At 41.8% G+C, this 18,964-nt stretch carries 14 protein-coding genes; 12 read left to right on the forward strand and 2 right to left on the reverse strand.

Annotated features, from left to right (window positions below; genetic code table 11):
• Positions 1-172: 172 nt before the first annotated feature.
• The 3 genes from NSQ49_RS23280 to NSQ49_RS23290 all read left to right on the forward strand — a co-directional run bounded on the left by NSQ49_RS23280 (position 173) and on the right by NSQ49_RS23290 (position 6,569).
• On the forward strand, positions 173-2,134 hold the full coding sequence (locus NSQ49_RS23280; RefSeq protein WP_251284140.1) for a fructose-specific PTS transporter subunit EIIC: 1,962 nt from the start codon (positions 173-175) through the stop codon (positions 2,132-2,134).
• 83 nt (positions 2,135-2,217) lie between these two features.
• Positions 2,218-4,878 carry a glycoside hydrolase family 38 N-terminal domain-containing protein gene (locus NSQ49_RS23285; RefSeq protein WP_251284141.1) on the forward strand — a complete coding sequence of 887 codons (2,661 nt, stop codon included), beginning with the start codon at positions 2,218-2,220 and terminating at the stop codon, positions 4,876-4,878.
• Between the two features lie 2 nt (positions 4,879-4,880).
• Complete coding sequence (locus NSQ49_RS23290; protein ID WP_251284142.1) at positions 4,881-6,569, forward strand: alpha-amylase family glycosyl hydrolase; 1,689 nt, start codon at positions 4,881-4,883, stop codon at positions 6,567-6,569.
• A gap of 567 nt (positions 6,570-7,136) precedes the next feature.
• Here the strand turns inward: NSQ49_RS23290 and NSQ49_RS23295 are convergent.
• Positions 7,137-7,607, reverse strand: coding sequence for a DinB family protein (locus NSQ49_RS23295; RefSeq protein WP_159864493.1), 471 nt, complete (start codon positions 7,605-7,607; stop codon positions 7,137-7,139).
• Between the two features lie 217 nt (positions 7,608-7,824).
• Positions 7,825-8,382: a helix-turn-helix domain-containing protein gene (locus NSQ49_RS23300; protein ID WP_159864490.1), complete on the reverse strand. Its 558-nt coding sequence runs from the start codon at positions 8,380-8,382 to the stop codon at positions 7,825-7,827.
• 113 nt (positions 8,383-8,495) lie between these two features.
• Here NSQ49_RS23300 and NSQ49_RS23305 point away from each other — a divergent pair, with 113 nt between their 5' ends.
• From NSQ49_RS23305 to NSQ49_RS23345, 9 genes are all read left to right on the forward strand, one after another.
• On the forward strand, positions 8,496-9,092 hold the full coding sequence (locus NSQ49_RS23305; RefSeq protein ID WP_159864487.1) for a LysE family transporter: 597 nt from the start codon (positions 8,496-8,498) through the stop codon (positions 9,090-9,092).
• A 161-nt stretch (positions 9,093-9,253) separates the two neighbouring features.
• On the forward strand, positions 9,254-10,831 hold the full coding sequence (locus NSQ49_RS23310; protein WP_251284144.1) for a helix-turn-helix domain-containing protein: 1,578 nt from the start codon (positions 9,254-9,256) through the stop codon (positions 10,829-10,831).
• Positions 10,832-10,942: 111 nt separating this feature from the next.
• Positions 10,943-12,127, forward strand: a complete 1,185-nt coding sequence (locus NSQ49_RS23315) for a metal-dependent hydrolase family protein (RefSeq protein WP_159864484.1) — start codon at positions 10,943-10,945, stop codon at positions 12,125-12,127.
• A gap of 162 nt (positions 12,128-12,289) precedes the next feature.
• Positions 12,290-13,705: a sodium:solute symporter family protein gene (locus NSQ49_RS23320; RefSeq protein WP_251284145.1), complete on the forward strand. Its 1,416-nt coding sequence runs from the start codon at positions 12,290-12,292 to the stop codon at positions 13,703-13,705.
• Positions 13,706-13,730: 25 nt separating this feature from the next.
• Positions 13,731-14,861, forward strand: a complete 1,131-nt coding sequence (locus tag NSQ49_RS23325) for a M24 family metallopeptidase (RefSeq protein ID WP_251284146.1) — start codon at positions 13,731-13,733, stop codon at positions 14,859-14,861.
• Positions 14,862-14,928: 67 nt separating this feature from the next.
• Entirely contained in the window at positions 14,929-16,104 is a 1,176-nt protein-coding gene (locus NSQ49_RS23330) for a metal-dependent hydrolase family protein (protein WP_159864475.1), read from the forward strand.
• Between the two features lie 276 nt (positions 16,105-16,380).
• Positions 16,381-16,638: a DUF2294 domain-containing protein gene (locus NSQ49_RS23335; RefSeq protein ID WP_445662637.1), complete on the forward strand. Its 258-nt coding sequence runs from the start codon at positions 16,381-16,383 to the stop codon at positions 16,636-16,638.
• Between the two features lie 132 nt (positions 16,639-16,770).
• On the forward strand, positions 16,771-17,793 hold the full coding sequence (locus tag NSQ49_RS23340) for a Nif3-like dinuclear metal center hexameric protein (RefSeq protein WP_251284148.1): 1,023 nt from the start codon (positions 16,771-16,773) through the stop codon (positions 17,791-17,793).
• A gap of 17 nt (positions 17,794-17,810) precedes the next feature.
• Positions 17,811-18,932, forward strand: coding sequence for a hypothetical protein (locus NSQ49_RS23345; protein WP_251284149.1), 1,122 nt, complete (start codon positions 17,811-17,813; stop codon positions 18,930-18,932).
• Positions 18,933-18,964: the final 32 nt, after the last annotated feature.

The following is an 18,964-nucleotide window of genomic DNA, read 5'->3' on the forward strand; positions in this document are numbered from 1 at the left end:
CATTGATGTTTTAAGATTTATTAAATGTTGTACATTTGTACGCTGAATGTACAAAGAGAAGCAGCGGATTCATGTTAAAACTATAATGTAAGCGATTTTAGAAAAGGCTTTCTTGAAACTGAGTTGATTTGAAAGCGCTATTCATAGAGAAATAGATGAGGAGTGAAAAGACATGGAATTAAAGAACATGACTGACAAAAGTCTGCTCTTTTTCGATGTTGAGTGGGGAACCAAGGAAGAAGTCATCCGCCATCTGGTGGACGCACTTGACCGAAATGGCTGCCTTAGCTCAAAAGAAGAGTATTATCAGGCTGTAATGGATAGGGAACAGATTTCACCTACTGGCTTTGAAAAAGGGCTTGCGATTCCTCACGGTAAGTCTGCAGCTGTAAAAAAAGCTGCCTTTGCCGTTGCCCGTCTAAAAAATAAACTGAATGAATGGGAAAGCATTGACCCGAATAATGAAGTTGAGCTTGTGTTCCTATTGGCGATTCCTAGCGCTGAAGCAGGATCTACTCATTTAAGCCTTCTATCTGAGTTAAGTACGCGTTTAATGAATGAAAGCTACTATCAGCGTTTAATGAGTGCAAATAATGCTGATCAATTCCTGGAAGCAATTGACCAGGTTGAGGAGAAGCAAGCACATTCAGAAGAGTATACAAAAACGGTACTGGCCATCACGGCCTGTGCAGCAGGCATTGCCCATACTTACATGGCTGCAGAGGCTTTGGAAAAGGCAGGAAGAGAAATAGGCATCCGTGTCATTACCGAGAAGCAAGGTGCCAATGGGCTTGAGGACCAGCATACAAAAGCCCTGATTTCTGAAGCGGATGCTGTTATCTTCGCAACTGATATCTCTCCAAGAGGAATGGAGCGATTCAATGGCAAGCCTTATGTACAAACAAAGGTTGCTGAACCTTTAAAGAGCGCCGGGGACATGATCAATCGTGCATTGAACAATCCGGATGGTGTGGTACAAGCTTCAGGTGAAGATGGAGATTCCGGCATGGATTCAGATGACAAAAAAGGGTTATGGTCTGAAATGTCACAGGCGATTCTGACCGGTATTTCTTACATGATTCCTGTCATTGTTGCGGCTGGTTTAATGATCGGGATTGCCAAGCTCGGAGCCATGCCATTTGGCTTGTCTGGAGAGATCCACGATGCAAAATATATTGAGCATTCGAATGAATTATTAGTTATCCTGCATCACCTTGATAAATTTGGGGGACTGATCTTTAAGTTCATGTATCCGATCTTCGGAGCGTTTGTCGCTTATTCACTGGCAGGACGTCCAGGACTTGTATCAGGTCTTATTGGCGGAGCATTCGCAGCAGGCCTTCACTACACGTTCTGGGGAGTAGAAGATGGAATCCCGTCTGGTTTCCTTGGAGCATTGATTCTTGGATTGGTTGCCGGTTATGTTTCCAGATTCCTGAATGAAAAAATCAAACTGCACAAAAACCTGCAGGCCATGAAACCGATGCTGATCATTCCGGCTATCAGCGTATTGACGATTTTCTTCCTGAATTTTTACTTTGTGGATCCTGTCTTTGGAGCCCTGAATACAACCATCAGAAATTATATTGAATCAGCACAAGGCTCAGGCACCTTATTCCTTTCCGCTGTTATCGCAGCGGCGACAGCATTTGACCTTGGCGGACCAATCAATAAAGCGGCAGGTGCGATTGCGATTGGCCTTGCCGCAGATCAGATTTTCCCGCTGACTGCAAGGGTTCTGGCGATTGTCATTCCGCCAATTGGTTTAGGCCTTGCGACGATTATCGATAAGTATGTTGTTGGCAGAAGAGTCTTCGATGAGAATCTTCGTGTCACAGGTAATACATCACTATTGCTGGGATTTATCGCGATTAGTGAAGGAGCGATTCCGTTCATGCTACGCAACCCGCTGATCACCATTCCGCTTAACATTATCGGAGCCATCGTTGGTGTTATCACTGCTGTTGCACTTGGAGCCGTTCAATGGTATCCGCTGCCTGCCGTCTGGGGCTGGCCGTTAGTCGAAAATTTCTGGGCGTATTTCGCCGGATTGCTTGCCGGTGCCATATTCATCGCACTAAGCAATATCTTCATACGCTTCGCTCTTATCAAACGAAAAGAAGCAGCTAAGTAAAAAAACGAAAAAGGTGTCTGTTTATACAGGCACCTTCATCACTTTCATAGAACGATACACCATTCTGCAGGGAGGCTAGTCTGATGAAAAAACAAAAATATGTATATGTGGTCCCGCATTCCCACTGGGACCGGGAGTGGTATTTCACTATAGAGGATTCCAACGTCCTGCTTGCCGAGAATCTTGATCACCTTATGACAGTACTTGAAAATGATGAAGATTATCATGGCTATGTATTTGATGCTCAGGTTTCAGTTATTGAGGAATATTTACAAATCAATCCGGAAGACAAAGAGAGGATTCTAAGGCTAGTTACGGCTAAAAGATTATTCATCGGACCATGGTACACGCAGACCGATTCATTATTGGTCCATAAGGAATCCATGATCCGCAACCTTTTATATGGAACGCGCATTGCCAATGAATTTGGACACAGTATGGAGGTAGGCTATCTGCCTGACATCTTTGGGCAAAATGCGTATTTGCCTTCCATTTTTACCGGATTCGGAATAGAAAACAGTATTTTGCAGAGAGGGATTTATACTGATCAGCTGGGAGAAGACTTGAATTTCACCTGGAAGTCACCGGACGGGAAAACGGTCAAAGCGAATAATATGTATTTCGGCTATGGCCCTGGAAAATTCCTTGCAGCGGATGAAAGCTATTACGAAGAACGCCTGCAGCCTATGCTTGAAAAATTGGCTGATCTGAATGGGAATACCGGACATTTGCTGCTGCCTGCAGGAGGGGACCAGGTGCTGGTGAGGGAACATTTCCCGAAAACGATTGAAAAGCTGAATGAAATGGATCCGGTACACGAGTTCATTCTTTCTGATTTTGAAAGTTTCATGAAGGCTGCCTGGGAAAACGGGAGCTTCGAAAATGTGATTGAAGGGGAGCTTATCGCACCGCAAAAATCACGCATTCATAATACCATCCGCTCCCAGCGATATGACATTAAAAAGCTAAATGATGAGGTTGAACAAAAAATCCTTCACACGCTTGAACCGCTCGCCATGATCGGACTGACGCTTGGCTTGAAGTATCCTCAGAGATGGCTAGATCAAATGTGGAAGCAGCTATTTGATGTTCATGCTCATGACAGCATCGGCGGCTGCAACTCGGATGATACCAATTCAGACATCATGCAGCGCCTTACAAAGGTTGGCCGAATTGCGGATGGACTGATCAATATTTTGAAAAAGAAGCTGACCCGGGCAATCAGTAAAAAGCTTGGGAAAGATAACCTGAACATTGTCTTTAATACACAGGCAAAGCCATATGCCGGTCCAGTAGAAAGTGTTATTTTCACGAAAGAAAAGGAATTTGCTGTTACTGATTTAGACGGCGATAAACTTCTCGTTTCTGTGGCTGAGCAGGAATACATCAGCGGCGGGAAGATGATTGTTGTCACTGCTGAGGGTGAGAAGGAAGTAGAACAGCCTGGATATTACCGCAATGCTGTATTAATTGACCTGGAAGGCGTCCCTCCAATGGGATACAAAACCTTATTGATTGAAGAAGGGCTAAGTGGCAGTCCGGGAATGAGTCCTTCTCAAGATGCTCAGATTGAAAATGGATTCTATTCATTGCGTTTGAATGACGGCAGGCTTGAATTGCTGAATAAAGAATCAGGCATGGCACTAAAAGACTTTCTAAAGTTCGAGAATGTCGCCGATGCCGGTGATTCTTATGACTTTTCGCCATTCGAGGGTGATGAGCAGCATATCATTGACAACGCATCCCTTCTTGGTGTTGAAAAAGCGGAAATGGCGGAAAAGATGATGGTGGTTCATGAAGCACTCATTCCAGGAAATCTGGAGGAAAGACAAACGGGCAAGGCCACCACAGCTCTGAAGATTATCAGTGCCTTTGAACTTCGAAAAGGCGAGAAAACGGTCAGAGTGACCCATGAAATCGATAATCATGTATCTGACCATCGTGTGCGAGTTCTTTTGGATACACCTGTCGCAAATCCGGCGGTTTCCTATGGGGATCAAGCGTTCAGCGTACTGGAGCGTCCGACCGAGAACGCCCACCTGGCCCATTGGAAAGAACGTGGCTTTGCAGAGGCGCCGGTTCCTTACTATCCAATTGAAAACTTTGCAGTCGCTGCTGACGAAGAAACGACTTTTGCCGTACTCACGAAGGGAATCAAAGAGTATGAACTGATCAAAAAATCCGGAACTCTGGCTTTGACGCTTTTTAGGAGTGTTGGCCTGCTGGGCCGTGACAATCTGGCTTGGCGTCCGGGGCGTGCATCTGGGATTAACAACAAGACAGTCTATACTCCTGATGCGCAAATGCAGCTGAAAATGGAGTTTGAATATGGAATTGTATTCCTTGATGAAGCTTTTTCTGAGAAGGTATTGTTTGAGGAAGTCGAGAACTATCGTGGACGTTATGCCACATACCAGCTGCAATCCTACAACACATTTGAGGAAAGACTCGAGCGTTTCGAGCTGCCTCAGCCGATTGAAGAGGCTCCAGAAGTTTTTTCCTTGTTTGAACTGGATCATGATGGGATCTTTGTCAGCACCTGCAAGAGGGCGTATGAGGATAATAGCTTGTTAATCAGAATGTTCAATCCTTCCGATAGGGATGAAACCTGCTCAATCGCAAGTGATCATTTTACACGAGCAGTGGAAACAGATCTGTATGAAAAAGAAGGATTGGATACTAATCTGCATTCAATCACCGTTCCGGCAAAAGGGTATATGACATTAAAATTAATGGGGGAATAAGGATGACGGCCGTTCTCTTTGAAACAATTCAGCACCAATTGAAACAAATTTACGGTAATAAGTATGAAGAACGATACATGGAGATGACCAAAGAGCTTATCCGGAAGTGGTCTGAAGCTGCTTGGCAGCAAAATGACCTTATCTCCGAAAAAAATGTTTATTTGATCACCTATGGTGACAGCATCTATGAAAAAGGGCAGCCAACCCTTGATACACTGCACCGATTTTTAAATGAATACATTAAGGGGATTATTACGGATGTGCATTTGCTGCCAATGTTCCCCTATACCTCTGATGATGGTTTCTCCGTAACCGACTACCGGAAAATCCATCCGGAGCTGGGGGATTGGAGCAACATAGAAAGTCTGTCAAAGGATTATCGCCTGATGTTCGATTTTGTGGCGAACCATATTTCTAAGTCAAGTGAATGGTTCCAGCGCTACCTTCAGGATGACCCTGAATATAATCAATATTTCATTCCTTCTGATTCCGAGTTCGATACAAAGAGTGTCGTAAGGCCGAGAACTTCTCCTTTATTTCATGAATATGAGGGGAAGAATGGAACAAAAACAGCCTGGACCACCTTCAGTGAAGACCAGGTGGATGTGAATGTCGCATACTTCCCGCTGCTGCTGGAAATGACGGACATCCTGCTCACGTATGCATATAAAGGCGGTACAAGCATCCGCCTTGATGCCATTGGGTTCTTATGGAAGGAATCCGGCACAAGCTGCATGCACCTGCCGCAGACCCATACAATTATCCAAATGTGGCGTACACTGCTGGATCATTTCAAGCCGGGAACGCAGATTATTACCGAGACAAATGTGCCGCACAAGGAAAATATCAGCTACTTTGGCGATGGTACAGATGAAGCTCAAATGGTCTACCAGTTTTCATTGCCGCCGCTTGTTCTGTATACGTTGACTACACATGATTCCGGCAAGCTGACAGAATGGGCAAAGACGATTGGAAAGGTTACCGACACAGCTACCTACTTTAATTTCCTGGCGAGTCATGATGGAATCGGAATGCGTCCGACTGAAGGGATTCTGACTGAAGAAGAGAAACAGCTGCTGGTCGATAAGGTTGTTGAAAATGGGGGCCGTGTCTCCTATAAAAATAATAGCGATGGCAGTCAATCAGTCTATGAATTAAATATTAACTATAGTGATGCACTCGTGAATAAAGGCGAAGATCTCACGGATGAACTGAAGGTGCAGAAAATGCTTGCGGCACATTCCATTCTCCTTTCCTTCATAGGCGTCCCTGCGATCTATTATCATTCTCTGCTTGGATCGCAAAATGACCAGCGCGGAGTGGAGGAGTCCGGAATCAATCGCCGGATTAACAGGGAAAAATTCGATTTCAATACTATTTCACGTGAATTGACTACTAGTCCGCGCAGACAATCCATTTTTGGCGGACTGAAGAACATGATTGAGATTCGCCAGGCACATTCCGCCTTCTCACCGTTTGCCGAACAGGAAGTAGTTGACATGGGATCTGATCTCTTTGCACTGAAACGCTTCAATAAAGAAACGGGTGAAGAAATACTGTTTGCCGTTAATGTCAAAGCGGAACCGGTGAAACTTTCATGTGACCTAATAGGCACTAACCTGCTTACAGGTGAACAAACGGATAGTGAAGTCACTTTACAGCCATATGAATTTGTTTGGATTCTCAAATAAGGTGTTGTGTTTATGTTTCCTCAATATAGGCAGGTGTGGTAATTAAAAAGGGCCTTAATGGAAGACCCGATGCTTCAGTCAAGTTTGCCCGAAGACTGTTGGCGGAGAAGGAACAGATGAAGCAATTTCTGTAGGCCCGGTTACAGCAGCCACATACGCCAGGCTCACAATAAAAAGATTATTGGCCTTGGTGGAAGACTCGATACTGAATTAAAAGAAATGTACGAATATCTTGAAGCTGTTTTCTCCATCCAGACGGAGTGCAGGACACAGGACGCTGCAATCATCACCCTGAAACAATTGGAGGTCACAGCCAGCCAGGTGGTAAGAGTGCCTGAGGCAGAGATGAGCATGGGAGTGGATCTCATGCTCTATTTCTGTTGTATTCTACCACTGAAAAATAAAACTGAATTATTAATGATAATATACAGATGATATTCGTCGTTGAAAAATACAGATGTTCCGGGAGGAGAGACAAGATATAGATATGTAAGGATGCCCAATGGTACTGTTCGTAGTATCGATGGGCATCCTTTATTAAGACTAAATAAAGTTGATCTTCCTATTTTAGTTCTTTACTCCTGTATGATGAATAACCCGTTCCATCGCTTGAATATGCCCCAAATGGTTTGCCTCATGAAACAACGCAAATTCTGCTAATTCTCCAAAGGTTTCAAGTCCCAAAAATGGTTTATCCAGCTTTTCATTTAACCGTTCTGCCGGAATTTGCTGTATTCGGACCAATTGATCCTTCAGCTGAATAATGATCTCATCTGCTTCAGGAATATCACCTTTCCAATCAGCCGGCTTTGTCCCGTTCCCAAATAGTTCAATGTAGTTTGCAGGGATATGGGTCGTTTTGCGGGGAAAGCCAAACATAAACTGTTCACAGACCGTTAATACATGGCCAATATGCCAATGGATCGTGTTGTTAAACCCGTCTGGCTGGATACTTGCTACATCCTTTGATATTGACTCGATCTTATTAATAAAATAACCTCTTGTCTTCTCAAACTGTTTAAACACTAGTTCATTCATTCTTTTCTCCCCTTCCAAATATTCTCATCTGTTAATATACCAAAATTCCAGAAAAATAAGGAGAGTCAATGGACTGAAAAATTGATTATTGATTTCTTTTATTTTACAGCGGAGGTTTAGTTTGAAATATGGCTGGACCTTACATTCGACAATTATAATGTCATTGTTAATTTGGGCATGTAATCAAGTTCACCGCAACCAATCATAGCAATGCCAATCATTCTGCCGGATAATATAAAATCATGCTGACACGTGCCATTGATTTCCCTGAATTATGATAGGTATGGGGCCGATCAGCTTTAAATCTGATGGAGTCACCGCTTTTTAACGTAAATTCATCGTTATTAACCCGGATGGTTATTTCCCCATCAAAAACCACGATCAATTCTTCGGTTCCCTCGATATGCGGTTCAGCGCTAAGGTAACCTCCTTTGTCAATTTCGACAGTATACACTTCAAATCGCTTCTCGTTTTCGAAAGGAAAGTAAGGATATACCCGATACCTGCCATAATCTTCTGATAATGTCTGAATGTCCTTCTTTAAAACAAGCTGCGTCTCCGGCTGGGGATTATTGATCAGTGAGGTAAAAGAGATCTTAAGACCGTTCGCAATCTTCCAGATCGTTGTAATGGTAGGGCTTGATTCACCCCGTTCAATTTGGCCTATCATCGTTTTGCTAACTCCCGTTAATTCGGCGACCTTCTCTAAACTTAATTTTTTATTTTCCCGATATGCTTTTAGATTTTTTGCAAGAATTAAATGAATTTCCTCCATTGCTGCATTCCTTTCATCTGTACAATATAACGTCCGTAATATACAATATGTAGTAAATCGCTATATTGTCTTTTCTGTACATTATAGCATACATGAGGAGGAGGAAAACAGCTGTGTCTTTATTATCATTTTTCTTATATGTGTTTGTGACCAGCTTTACACCAGGCCCAAACAATATTATGGCCATGCTATTCGCCAACCGGTTCGGTTTAAGAAATACGATCCAATTTTGTTTAGGGGTCGGTGCAGGGTTCTTTGTCATTATGATCCTTTGCAGCTATTTTAATCTATTTCTGCATCAATACATTCCAAAGGTTGAATTGGTCATGACCATCATTGGAGTTATGTATATGCTGTTTTTGGCATTTAAAATCATGACCAGTAAATCGGATGATCCAAACCATAATGATGGGAAGCATAACGGCTTTTTAATCGGGATGCTTTTGCAATTTATTAATCCAAAAGGGATTTTATATGGGGTTACCGTTATATCCACCTTCATCCTCCCGTATCACACTTCCCATGCGAGCCTGATTTTCTTTTCCATCCTCCTTGCTTTTGTAGGTTTTCTAAGTACCTTTTGCTGGAGTGTTTTTGGTTCTATTTTTCAATCCTTCCTGGTGAAGTATCGAAATCAGTTTAATGTCATAATGGCTTTGCTCTTGGTGTATAGTGCCGGGTCAGTTCTTGTGGGGTATTTTATTCGGTAAATGTCTTAATAATGGGGTACAGCCAATATGTACCCCATACTTGTTTAAATCATTAGTTTTATTCATTTTATTTAACAGAAGTTGCCTTTATAATATAAGCAAACTATTGGATACATATAAGAAATTGATAGATAAGTTTTTTTTCAAAGGGGGGATTCTTAATGATTACAGTCAACGAGTTTGCAGATGTGTTAGAAGGGGAAAATATTTTGCTGGTGGGCGGCGGCAGGCAAAATATGAATAAAGAGATTGCCTACTTAACAAGCATGGAGCTTACTGAAAAAACTTCCCGCATGAAAGAAAAAGGCTTTGTTATGACTACATTTCACGCTTTTAAAGATGTGAATCAAATGGTTAGCCATCTAGAATGGATGCAGGAAATCGGAATAAGTGCTATTGGTTTTCATACAGCCGCTTTGAAAGCAATACCAAAAGAACTTATTGACTACTCCAATGCCCATTCTTTCCCGCTTTTTGAAATCCCCCAAGAGGTCCCATACTATATCATACACGAGAAATATAATCAGCTGGTAAATAAGAAAGAAAATGAACAGGCTTCGAAATTACATAGGTTAAATGAAAAGCTGATGGAAATTGTTCTCCTGGAAAAGGATTTGAATTCCATTGTAAAAGTGATAGGAGAATATATAAACAATGTTGTGTGCGTGTTAGACCCGTATTTCGACTTGATTGCTTTTTGGAAAACGAAAAAGCAAACCAGAGATGAGATAAAGCATTTGATTAATTTAATCATAAATCAGCATAAAGAGAACGTATTAAAGGCCCGATTTACCAATCGTGAATCAAATATAGCGGTGAAAATCCATTCTGGTTCTTGCCAGGATTTCAAGGTAGCCCCGCTGTTTTCTAAGATGAACTTTCTTGGCTACCTGATCATTTGTCAAGATGGAACAGCGGATAAGTTTTCAGAAGAGGTCATTAAGAACGGAATACGTGCCTTAAGCTTAGCAGCCTATAATAAAAATACAATGCTCCACTATCAAAAAAGCAAGGATATAGAAATGCTGGAGAGTATTTTTCAAGGAGAATCTGGCGAAAAAAATCTATCAGATTTTTATATGGACCTAAAGAAAATAAGATGTACTTTCCAGGTGCGGTCCTCATCTCCTGAAGCACTTCAGTCAAAACTTCAAAGGCTTTCAGAGAGTTTAGTAGAGGATGAAACAAATTCCCGATTATGGATTTATAACAGAAGAATTGTCGGGGTGATGGATTCAATATTAGACAGAGAGTGGTTAGCGGCTATTCTGAGAGACTCCCCAGGAATATTCATCGGCGTAAGTGCGATAGAAGAAGTGAAGCATTGCAGCCAATTGAAGGCTATGTTTGATCAATCATCAATGGGGCTGCTGCATGGTCAGATTCATGATTCACCATTAGTGTTTTGGGATGAGATGGGGATCGAAAAAATCGCTTATAATTTACAATCCCATCATTTATTTCAAAACTTTGATGAAGAATTACTGGGTCCATTGATTGCCTATGATCTGGAAAAGAATGCGTCCTTTACCGAAACATTATATACATATTTAAAACACTTTTTTAATCTGCAAAAATCAAGCAGTGAATTATTCGTGCATCCTAATACGGTAAAGTACAGATTGCAGAAAATAACCGAATTAATGCAGATGGATATTCAAAACCCGTCCAATTATTCAATGCTGATGCTTGCCTTTTCCATATACAGAATTAAACAAAAAGCCAATCAATTCCAATAGAATTGTTATTAAGGGACAAATTGCTGTCTCTTTTTTGTTTGCAGGTTACAATGATAAATAATCTTTCTATTGTTATGATTTTGAATAATCAAACAATAGGAGGACTTCAAAATGCCAACAGACACGAATTGGATATTAAAAGGCGGCAGCATTATTGACGGACAAAATGATGAGGTGATGGAAAATTCGTATATCAAGGTTGAAAACGGAAGAATAACGGAGGTCCAGCAAGGGGAGCCAGATGATACAGAAGGGTTTGAAGTCATTGATTGTACCGGAAAATATATACTTCCCGGACTGATCGACTGCCATGTGCACCTCGTCTGGAATGGCAGCGCAGACCCGCAATCGGTCATAAAAAATGAAGAAAATGACAGAATCGCTTTGGAAGCCTATAAACATGCATTGGATACCCTGAAATTAGGCGTCACTACTGTAAGAGATTTGGGTGCACCGGATCGAACTGTATTGCATGTAAGAAATGTCATTGATTCCGGCTTGCTTTCAGGGCCTACCATTATTGCATCTGGTGCACCTATCTGTATGACAGGGGGACATGTCTATTATTTAGGCTATGAATCGGACGGGCCTGATGAAGTTCGAAAGAATACCAGAAGGGTGCTGAAAGAAGGGGCAGACCTCGTGAAAGTAATGGCAACGGGCGGTATTTATACAAAAGGGGAAGAACCCGGCTCAGTTCAATTAACAATAGAAGAACTGAGTGCAGCAAAAGAAGAGGCATTAAAGAAAAACAAGAAGGTTTCTGCCCATGCAGATGGAATTGAAGGGATCATGAATTGTTTAGAGGTTGGGATTGACACAATCGAGCATGGAATTTACGCAGATCGGCAGGCTCTTGAAATCATGAAAAATCAGGGAACCTTTTTAGTGCCGACAATGGCTGTCATGAGACAGCTTATAAGCAGTCCGGACATTCCTGCATATGCTCTTGAAAAAGCTAAGCAAGTAGTGGGGCCGCATTTCTCGATGCTGCAGGAAGCTGTTCAAATCGGAGTGAAGATTGCAACGGGAACTGATTGCGGCTCTCCATTAACCCCGCCCCGCTATTATTATGATGAATTAGCGATTATGCATGAAGCCGGAATGTCAGAAATGGAAGTCATAAAAGCATCAACGAGTGTTGCGGCTGAATGTCTTGGAATCGAAGCTCAGCGAGGCAGTATTTCACCTGGAAAGTTCGCAGATTTGCTGATTTCAGACAGCGATCCTCTGAATGATTTAAATAGTTTGCGGGGTGATAAGCTTGTGATGAAAAATGGTGTTTTGGTCAGTTAACTTTCACAATTCAAACGTCATGATTCTGTTAACTGTAACGGGGCTCTGCGGTTGCTGAGTCTCCCTTGTATACCAATTTTAATTAGGAGACATAGATTACTGTTCCAATTTTAAATCTGCATTAAGCTGCCACACAGCCTTATATAAAAATAGGAAAAGGGAGTGAGCTTATTGAACATTTATTTAGTTGCAGTTGTGATTTATCTTGTTTTCATGGCGTTGATTGGTGTGTATTTCGCAAAAAAGTCGGTGAAAAACAGCGATGACTTTATGGTCGCAGGCCGAAGTCTGCCTCTATTCGTCGTCATGGGAACCCTTCTGGCAACGTTTGTTGGATCTGGAACTGTTGTTGGCGGAGCGAGCTTTATATACCAATACGGACCGTTTGCCGCTATTTTTAATCTGTCAGGGGGAATTTTTGGGACTATCATCTTGTATTTTATAGCTTCCAAGATTCGAAAGATTGAAATCTATACAGTTCCAGATCTTTTGGAAAGGCGTTTTGGAAAAGCAGCTCTTTATATATCATCCATTATAATCATCTTTGCCTTTGTCGGAATAACAGCCTACCAGTTTACAGGTGGAGCATATGTGCTGCAATTAACTACAGGCATTCCACTGGAAACAGGAGCCATCATTATGTGTGCATTAGTTATCTTCTTAACTGTAAGCGGAGGGCTATTTTCAGTTGCTTATACTGACGCACTAAGTGCCATTTTAATTATTATTGGCTTTCTTTTCGGGGTTCCTTTTGCATTGAATGCTGTTGGGGGATTTGAAGGATTAGCTCTATCTTTGCCTGAAATTAATAAAACCTGGAATGGCGGCTTATCATTTCCTCAGCTTCTCGGTTTCTTCCTGCCATTGTTTTTACTTGTTCTGGGGGATCAGAACATGTATCAGCGATTCTCTGCAGCAAAAGATCCGAACGTAGCCCGGAAATCCACTATCGGCTTTTTTGTTGGCAGTGTTTTTGTTATTAGTTTAACCATCATCTTAGCAACTACCTCAATCGTACTCTTTCCAGAAATCAAGCCTGATACAGCCATTTTATCACTTGCGATAGATGGTGTACCCCTTATTATCGGATTGCTTATTCTTTGTTCAGCCGTTGCCTTCATTATCACAACAGCTACCTCTTATCTTTTATCAGCATCAGGAAATATTGTCAGTGATTTAATCCAACGCTCCAGTAAAAGCAAGCTGTCAGAAAGTAAACTTCTATGGTACAACCGTGCCATTGTCGTGGTATTAGGGGTCCTTGCATATGTATTAGGGCAATTCTTCCCAAGCGTACTGGCCATCCAAATGTATTCCTATACGATGTATGGAGCGTCCTTAACACCGGCCATTCTTGCAACTGTATTATGGAAGAATGCGACAAAAGCAGGTGTCATCAGCTCCATGATTGCAGGGGGTTCTGCAACGATGATTTGGGAAATAGGGCTTGACCGTCCTTTAGATTGGAATAGTGTCCTATTTGCCCTTCCTTTATCAGTCTTAACACTCATTATAGTCAGTTTGGCAACGAGAAATAAAAACGTCACAACAGACATCACTACTGATCATACAAGCTAATAGGACTTAAAAGGAGTTGGTAAACGTGGATTCAACGAAACGAATCAATCGATTAAAAGAGTATATGAAAGAACAGGCAATATCTTCCGTATTGGTATTTAATCCTGACCATCAATTTTATTTAACGAATTTTAAGGCTTTAATTTATTCACGTCCCATTATCTTTCATTTAAGGGACAAGACAGCTATGATTGTTCCTGGTCTTGAAGAAACACATGCACTGGAACATTCACAGGCAGATAATGTCCTAGTCTATTATGAACATCCTTGTGCTGGCAGGGCTGAGACATCGCATATGGAGCATATACGTGCATTGCTAAAACAAAGTCCTGACTCTTCAAAAATCGGTGTAGATCTAGCCTTCATTCCAGGTGAGGTTCTCGTTTATCTTCAGGAATCAGGCTATCAGGTAGTTGATGTCGGACAATTCATTTATCAAATGCGATTTATTAAAGATGAAGAAGAAATTCACATGCTGGAGCAGGCTGGACAGTTAGTGAACCTGGCAGTAAGCAAGTCATTAGCGCAAATTCGAGCGGTTATAACAGAAATGGAAATTGATGCAGCGGGAAATGCAGCACTGTTTAAAGCAACTGCTGCACAGTATCCGGATTCGGTTATTGATATTGTAGTGATGTCGCCTTCCGGGTTAAAACGAAGCATTATGCCGCATGTCTTTTCCAACACAAGAAAAATTGAAGCAGGAGATGTCATTATTCACAGCAGGCAGGTTGGCCTAAATGGATATCGTGCTGAATTAGAGAGAACCATCATTGTCGGGAAGCCAACATCAGAACAGGAAAAGGCATTTCAAGCTGCTATAGAAGCACAGCAGCGTGCGATTGATTTTATTAAGCCAGGTGTGAAATATTCAGAGGTAGATGGAGTTGCCCGTGAAGTGTTTGAAAGGGCGGGACTTGAAAAATATGCGATTCACCGTACCGGACATGGAATAGGTGTATCAGCACATGAGCAGCCCTTTTTGCGTTATGACCATCATGATGTGGTTGAAGAAGGAATGGCATTCTCGATTGAACCGGGGATTTATATACCGGAAGTTGGCGGTTTCAGACACTCTGATACTGTTCTTATCACATCTGATGGATGCCGATTAATCACAGAATATCCGCGTGATATGGAGTCCCTGCTTTATTAACATATATATCAAACTTGAAAGGGAGAAGTGTCACACTTCTTCCTTAAAATGATAGGAGGAACATGTGATGGAGTTTGTGATATCGAATGTGCAGCTATTGTGTGGGGAAGAATTGGATTGTAAAAAGGGGTTAGCACTTTGGATAAAAGATGGTTTGATCAAGGAAATTATTCGTGAATCTAAACTGCCAGCCGGCGTAAAGGTCATTGATGGAAAAGAAGGGTTTCTAGCTCCAGGCTTAATAGATTTACATATTCACATGATGTGGGACGGCTCATTAAATCCAGTTCAAACCTCTGAAACAGAAGGCTATGAGCAGATGCTTATAAGGGCTGTTGCCAATTGTCAAACATATCTCAAGCACGGTATAACGACTGTCAGGGATATTGGTTCCATTGATGACATTGCTCTGCATGTAGCAAAAGGGATCAAGAGGGGGCTGATTTCAGGTCCAGATGTGATTGCGAGCGGAAAAACCTTAACCATGACAGGCGGGCATGATCCGTTCTGGGCAAGGTTTGTCGATGGGAAGGATGAGGCTTTAAAGGGTGTACGCGAACAAATTTTTAAGGGTGCTGAAGTCATTAAAGTAAGTGCAACTGGCGGGGTCTATGGAAGAATAGAAGGAGAACAGGTCGGCAATGCGGAGCTAAGTCTGGAAGAGCAGGAAGTCATCTGTAAAGAGGCACATCGTTTTGGACTCAAAGTGGCGTCCCATGCGATTGGACGTGATGGCATACTTAATTCAATTCTTGCTGGTGTGGATACAATTGAGCATGGTCATTACATGGATGATGAACTGGCTGCCTTAATGGAAGCACGGAATACTGCCTGGATTCCAACCTTGTTCGTCTATAAGCAAATTGCAACACAGGAAGGGATTCCATCTTATGCACGAGATAAAGCAGAGGAAATCGTCAGCGTTCACCGGAATGCATTTGAAACCTATTTTAACCGGAATATTTTAATTGGGGCCGGTTCAGATGCGGGTTCACCATGCACTCCTCACGGGGCGCTGCTGGATGAATTGTACACCATGAATGAGATTGTTTCAGATGCGAAAAAGGTGCTAAAAACAGCCACAGTTAATGCCGGAAAAATTCTAGGACGAGACGTTGGGCAAATTAAAGAGGGATACAGCGCAAATCTGATTTTGCTTAAAGGAAATCCTCTGGAGTGCCTGAGTAATTTAGAAAGTATAAAGATGGTTGTAATCAGGGGAGAAGCTGCTTATGAAGCATAACAATAAAAACCTTGATTAGCAGAGAGAAATAAACTGTCTTCAGGCACTAGTGTCTGAAGGTTGATATTACTAGTAAAATAATTTCAATATAAACACTTTACAGATATAATTAACTATGATAAATTCTATTTATCGAAGGATTCTGAAATTTCAAAAAGATGGTGTGAGTGAATAAGTTGGACGGCTGGCCCATTTAAACAGGAGCTTATCAAGGACTATAACAATATCAATCTTCTTTTGTTTAACATTGGTGTCAAAAGTCAAAGAGTCGAGTTTTTGGGGGATAAGATATTAATTTTCGCCTATCATAAGAGAATTCCATCTCTTAAACATTTGGACGAGATTAATCGCTTTGTAACCCGAATGACTGACATTGCCATCATAGATAGTTATAAGGAACATTTAAGGAATGTCCTGGAAGAAAAATATGGAATGAAGGTACTTTCCATATTAAAGGATTATGATCCCGTTACAGAACTCTCAGGAACGATCATTACCCTGGATCGGGATACAAATGCCTATATTTCCAGGTAACTAAATACTGGTGACTGGTCCATTGAACTCTTACGAGTGCATAAAAACCGTCAGTACAAGCTTTCAGACTAGTGTCTGTTTGTTTCGTGCTGACGGTTTTTTTTATAAAAAAATAGAGGAGGCAGCAACATTATGAAAACAGTAGAAGATGTATTGATTGCGCTGGATGAGCTGACAGGAGGAAGAGTGATTAAATCTCTAAATGACATTACGAGAGGTGAGCATCCTTTTGTCATCATGAAATCTTCCAACATTCCCGGAAAAGAGATCATTGAAACGCCTGGTCTCGTTTATGGCGATATGAAAAAAGAAGTGAAAAAAGTAGCAGTTGCTATGACCATGACAGAAGGATGTATCGAACTTGCCGGCGCTACTGGTGTCGATGCCATTGTTGCTCATCATCCGATAGCAGAAGCAGCTAATTCGGGTGGAGTAATCTTGAAAAACTATCTGGATTTGTATAATGTCGCTGCATTTGAATTGCATGAAGCTTTCCATGGGCTGCATCCCGGCATTCCTTTTTTGCACGGCCATCAGGTATACCGGACAGAGGTTTCTTATGGAGGAGTACACGGAAATATTTTTTATGCGGGGAAAGTACTTCCTGAGGTGAAAACGCTGGGAGAAATCTTAACAAGGCTGGACAATTTTATGGGTCTGAGAGATGAAGAGGAATTGTTACATACGGAAAAGGAAATACGAAATAGTTCATCTCTGTCAGAAACAAGTATAGTGACACGCGGGAGAATTGTTCATGGAGAAGAAACAAGTCCCGTGAACAATATTATACACATTTTCCCGCATACAGGATTTTCCCCTGACCATTTGCGTCAAGCCATTCAGGAACACCCGGAGGCTGACACTGTTCTCGCTTCCATTAGCCGGGTTTATGATGGACATCCACTTATTGAAACAGCTAAAGAGTTAGGAGTGAATTTTATGATCGGAAATTGCCATGTGTTAGAAATACTTGAAAATGGTTTACCTTTAGCTTATGCCTTAGACAGACTGCTGCCTGATGTTGAAGTCGTGGTTTTTCGGGAACGTGTGACAAGCATATCCCTAAATGAAATGGGATCTCCTCATCTAAAGAAATATGCGGAAGAAATGGCTGCGGGTTATCTATTGAAAAAAACGGCTGTCCATACAGTATAAAAAAGGAGTGCAGGTAGATGAGCGAAGTTAAATCCTTAGTACAAAAGAATCTTGAAATAGAAGAGAAAAGTGTCCCGATTCCTTTAACTCGAAAATGGACAAAAATCGAAGTGGTAGGTCTGGGTTTAGTCATTATCTCACTGCTGGTTTTGTTAATCACTCCAGGTACATTAGCCGGGTTATTTACTTCCATTGTCGACCAGGTTTTCCCGGTCATCGTAGAGATATTCTTAACCGGCACGGTAGGGGTTTCCATTATTGTCAGTGTCATTATAGGCCGGGTACTGGAGAGACTGGGATTTACAGATGCACTAATTCGGATATTCATTCCTGTTACAAAGCTGATGAAAGTGAATTCGGCTGTTATCATTCCAAGTATATATAATATTCTTGGTGATATTAATGCTGCCGGAAAAATTGCCGGACCAATTTTAATCCGTTCGGGAGCAACAAAAGCAGAGCAGAAGATAGCGGTAGCCACCATGGTTCAATCCCAGCAGTCCTTTGCTACATTTATGTTAGGCATGGTTGCTTTAACGGCAGTAGGGGCCAATGCCTTTGTCGTAGTTGTGCTGGCTGTTTTCATGCCTGTCATTATTGTCCCGTTCCTGCTATCTAAAACCATTTATAGGGATACGAAAGCTGTCCAAATTGCAAAACTGCCTCAATTTACGCCAAAGACTGGCTTTTTACCCACTCTGTTTAATGCAGCCAGGGAGGGAGCAGAGCTTTTATTCCTTTTGATTATTCCGGCAGCAGCTGTCGTGTTCGCTGCTATAGGTGTTCTGGACTATATTGGTGTTTGGTCAAAATTCGAATCTGGCTTATCAGCCGTTTTGTTAACTCTAAATATTCATCCTGAGACCGGAATTCTCTCCATATTGGCTAGCCCGACGCTGGCTATGGCTCAGTTATCGGAAGTTGCTGGTTCTTTGGATCCGCGATTGGTCATCGGATCATTTGTTTTAGCTTCATCCGGTTTGCCTTTGTCAACTATCTTTGGTCAGGTTCCGGTTATATGGGCAGCTAATTCTGACCTTAGTGAAAAGGAGGCAATGGGAGCGGCTGTATTGGGAATCATTATGCGGATATTGACAGCCTTTTTAATTGTTTATTTCTTAACACCGATATTAGTTTAGTGCTCGGAGCGAAGGTGAAAAAATTGCTAAGA

This window comes from Cytobacillus sp. FSL R5-0377 (assembly GCF_038004385.1).
GTDB lineage: Bacteria > Bacillota > Bacilli > Bacillales > Cytobacillaceae > Cytobacillus.

What these genes read in the sequence shown, in the direction of transcription:
- NSQ49_RS23290 (WP_251284142.1), top strand. Translation starts at nt 4,881, where the DNA reads ATGACGGCCGTTCTCTTTGAAACAATTCAGCACCAATTGAAACAAATT.
- NSQ49_RS23345 (WP_251284149.1), top strand. Translation starts at nt 17,811, where the DNA reads ATGAGCGAAGTTAAATCCTTAGTACAAAAGAATCTTGAAATAGAAGAG.
- NSQ49_RS23285 (WP_251284141.1), top strand. Translation starts at nt 2,218, where the DNA reads ATGAAAAAACAAAAATATGTATATGTGGTCCCGCATTCCCACTGGGAC.
- NSQ49_RS23340 (WP_251284148.1), top strand. Translation starts at nt 16,771, where the DNA reads ATGAAAACAGTAGAAGATGTATTGATTGCGCTGGATGAGCTGACAGGA.
- NSQ49_RS23300 (WP_159864490.1), bottom strand. Translation starts at nt 8,382, where the DNA reads ATGGAGGAAATTCATTTAATTCTTGCAAAAAATCTAAAAGCATATCGG.
- NSQ49_RS23330 (WP_159864475.1), top strand. Translation starts at nt 14,929, where the DNA reads ATGGAGTTTGTGATATCGAATGTGCAGCTATTGTGTGGGGAAGAATTG.
- NSQ49_RS23315 (WP_159864484.1), top strand. Translation starts at nt 10,943, where the DNA reads ATGCCAACAGACACGAATTGGATATTAAAAGGCGGCAGCATTATTGAC.
- NSQ49_RS23310 (WP_251284144.1), top strand. Translation starts at nt 9,254, where the DNA reads ATGATTACAGTCAACGAGTTTGCAGATGTGTTAGAAGGGGAAAATATT.
- NSQ49_RS23280 (WP_251284140.1), top strand. Translation starts at nt 173, where the DNA reads ATGGAATTAAAGAACATGACTGACAAAAGTCTGCTCTTTTTCGATGTT.
- NSQ49_RS23295 (WP_159864493.1), bottom strand. Translation starts at nt 7,607, where the DNA reads ATGAATGAACTAGTGTTTAAACAGTTTGAGAAGACAAGAGGTTATTTT.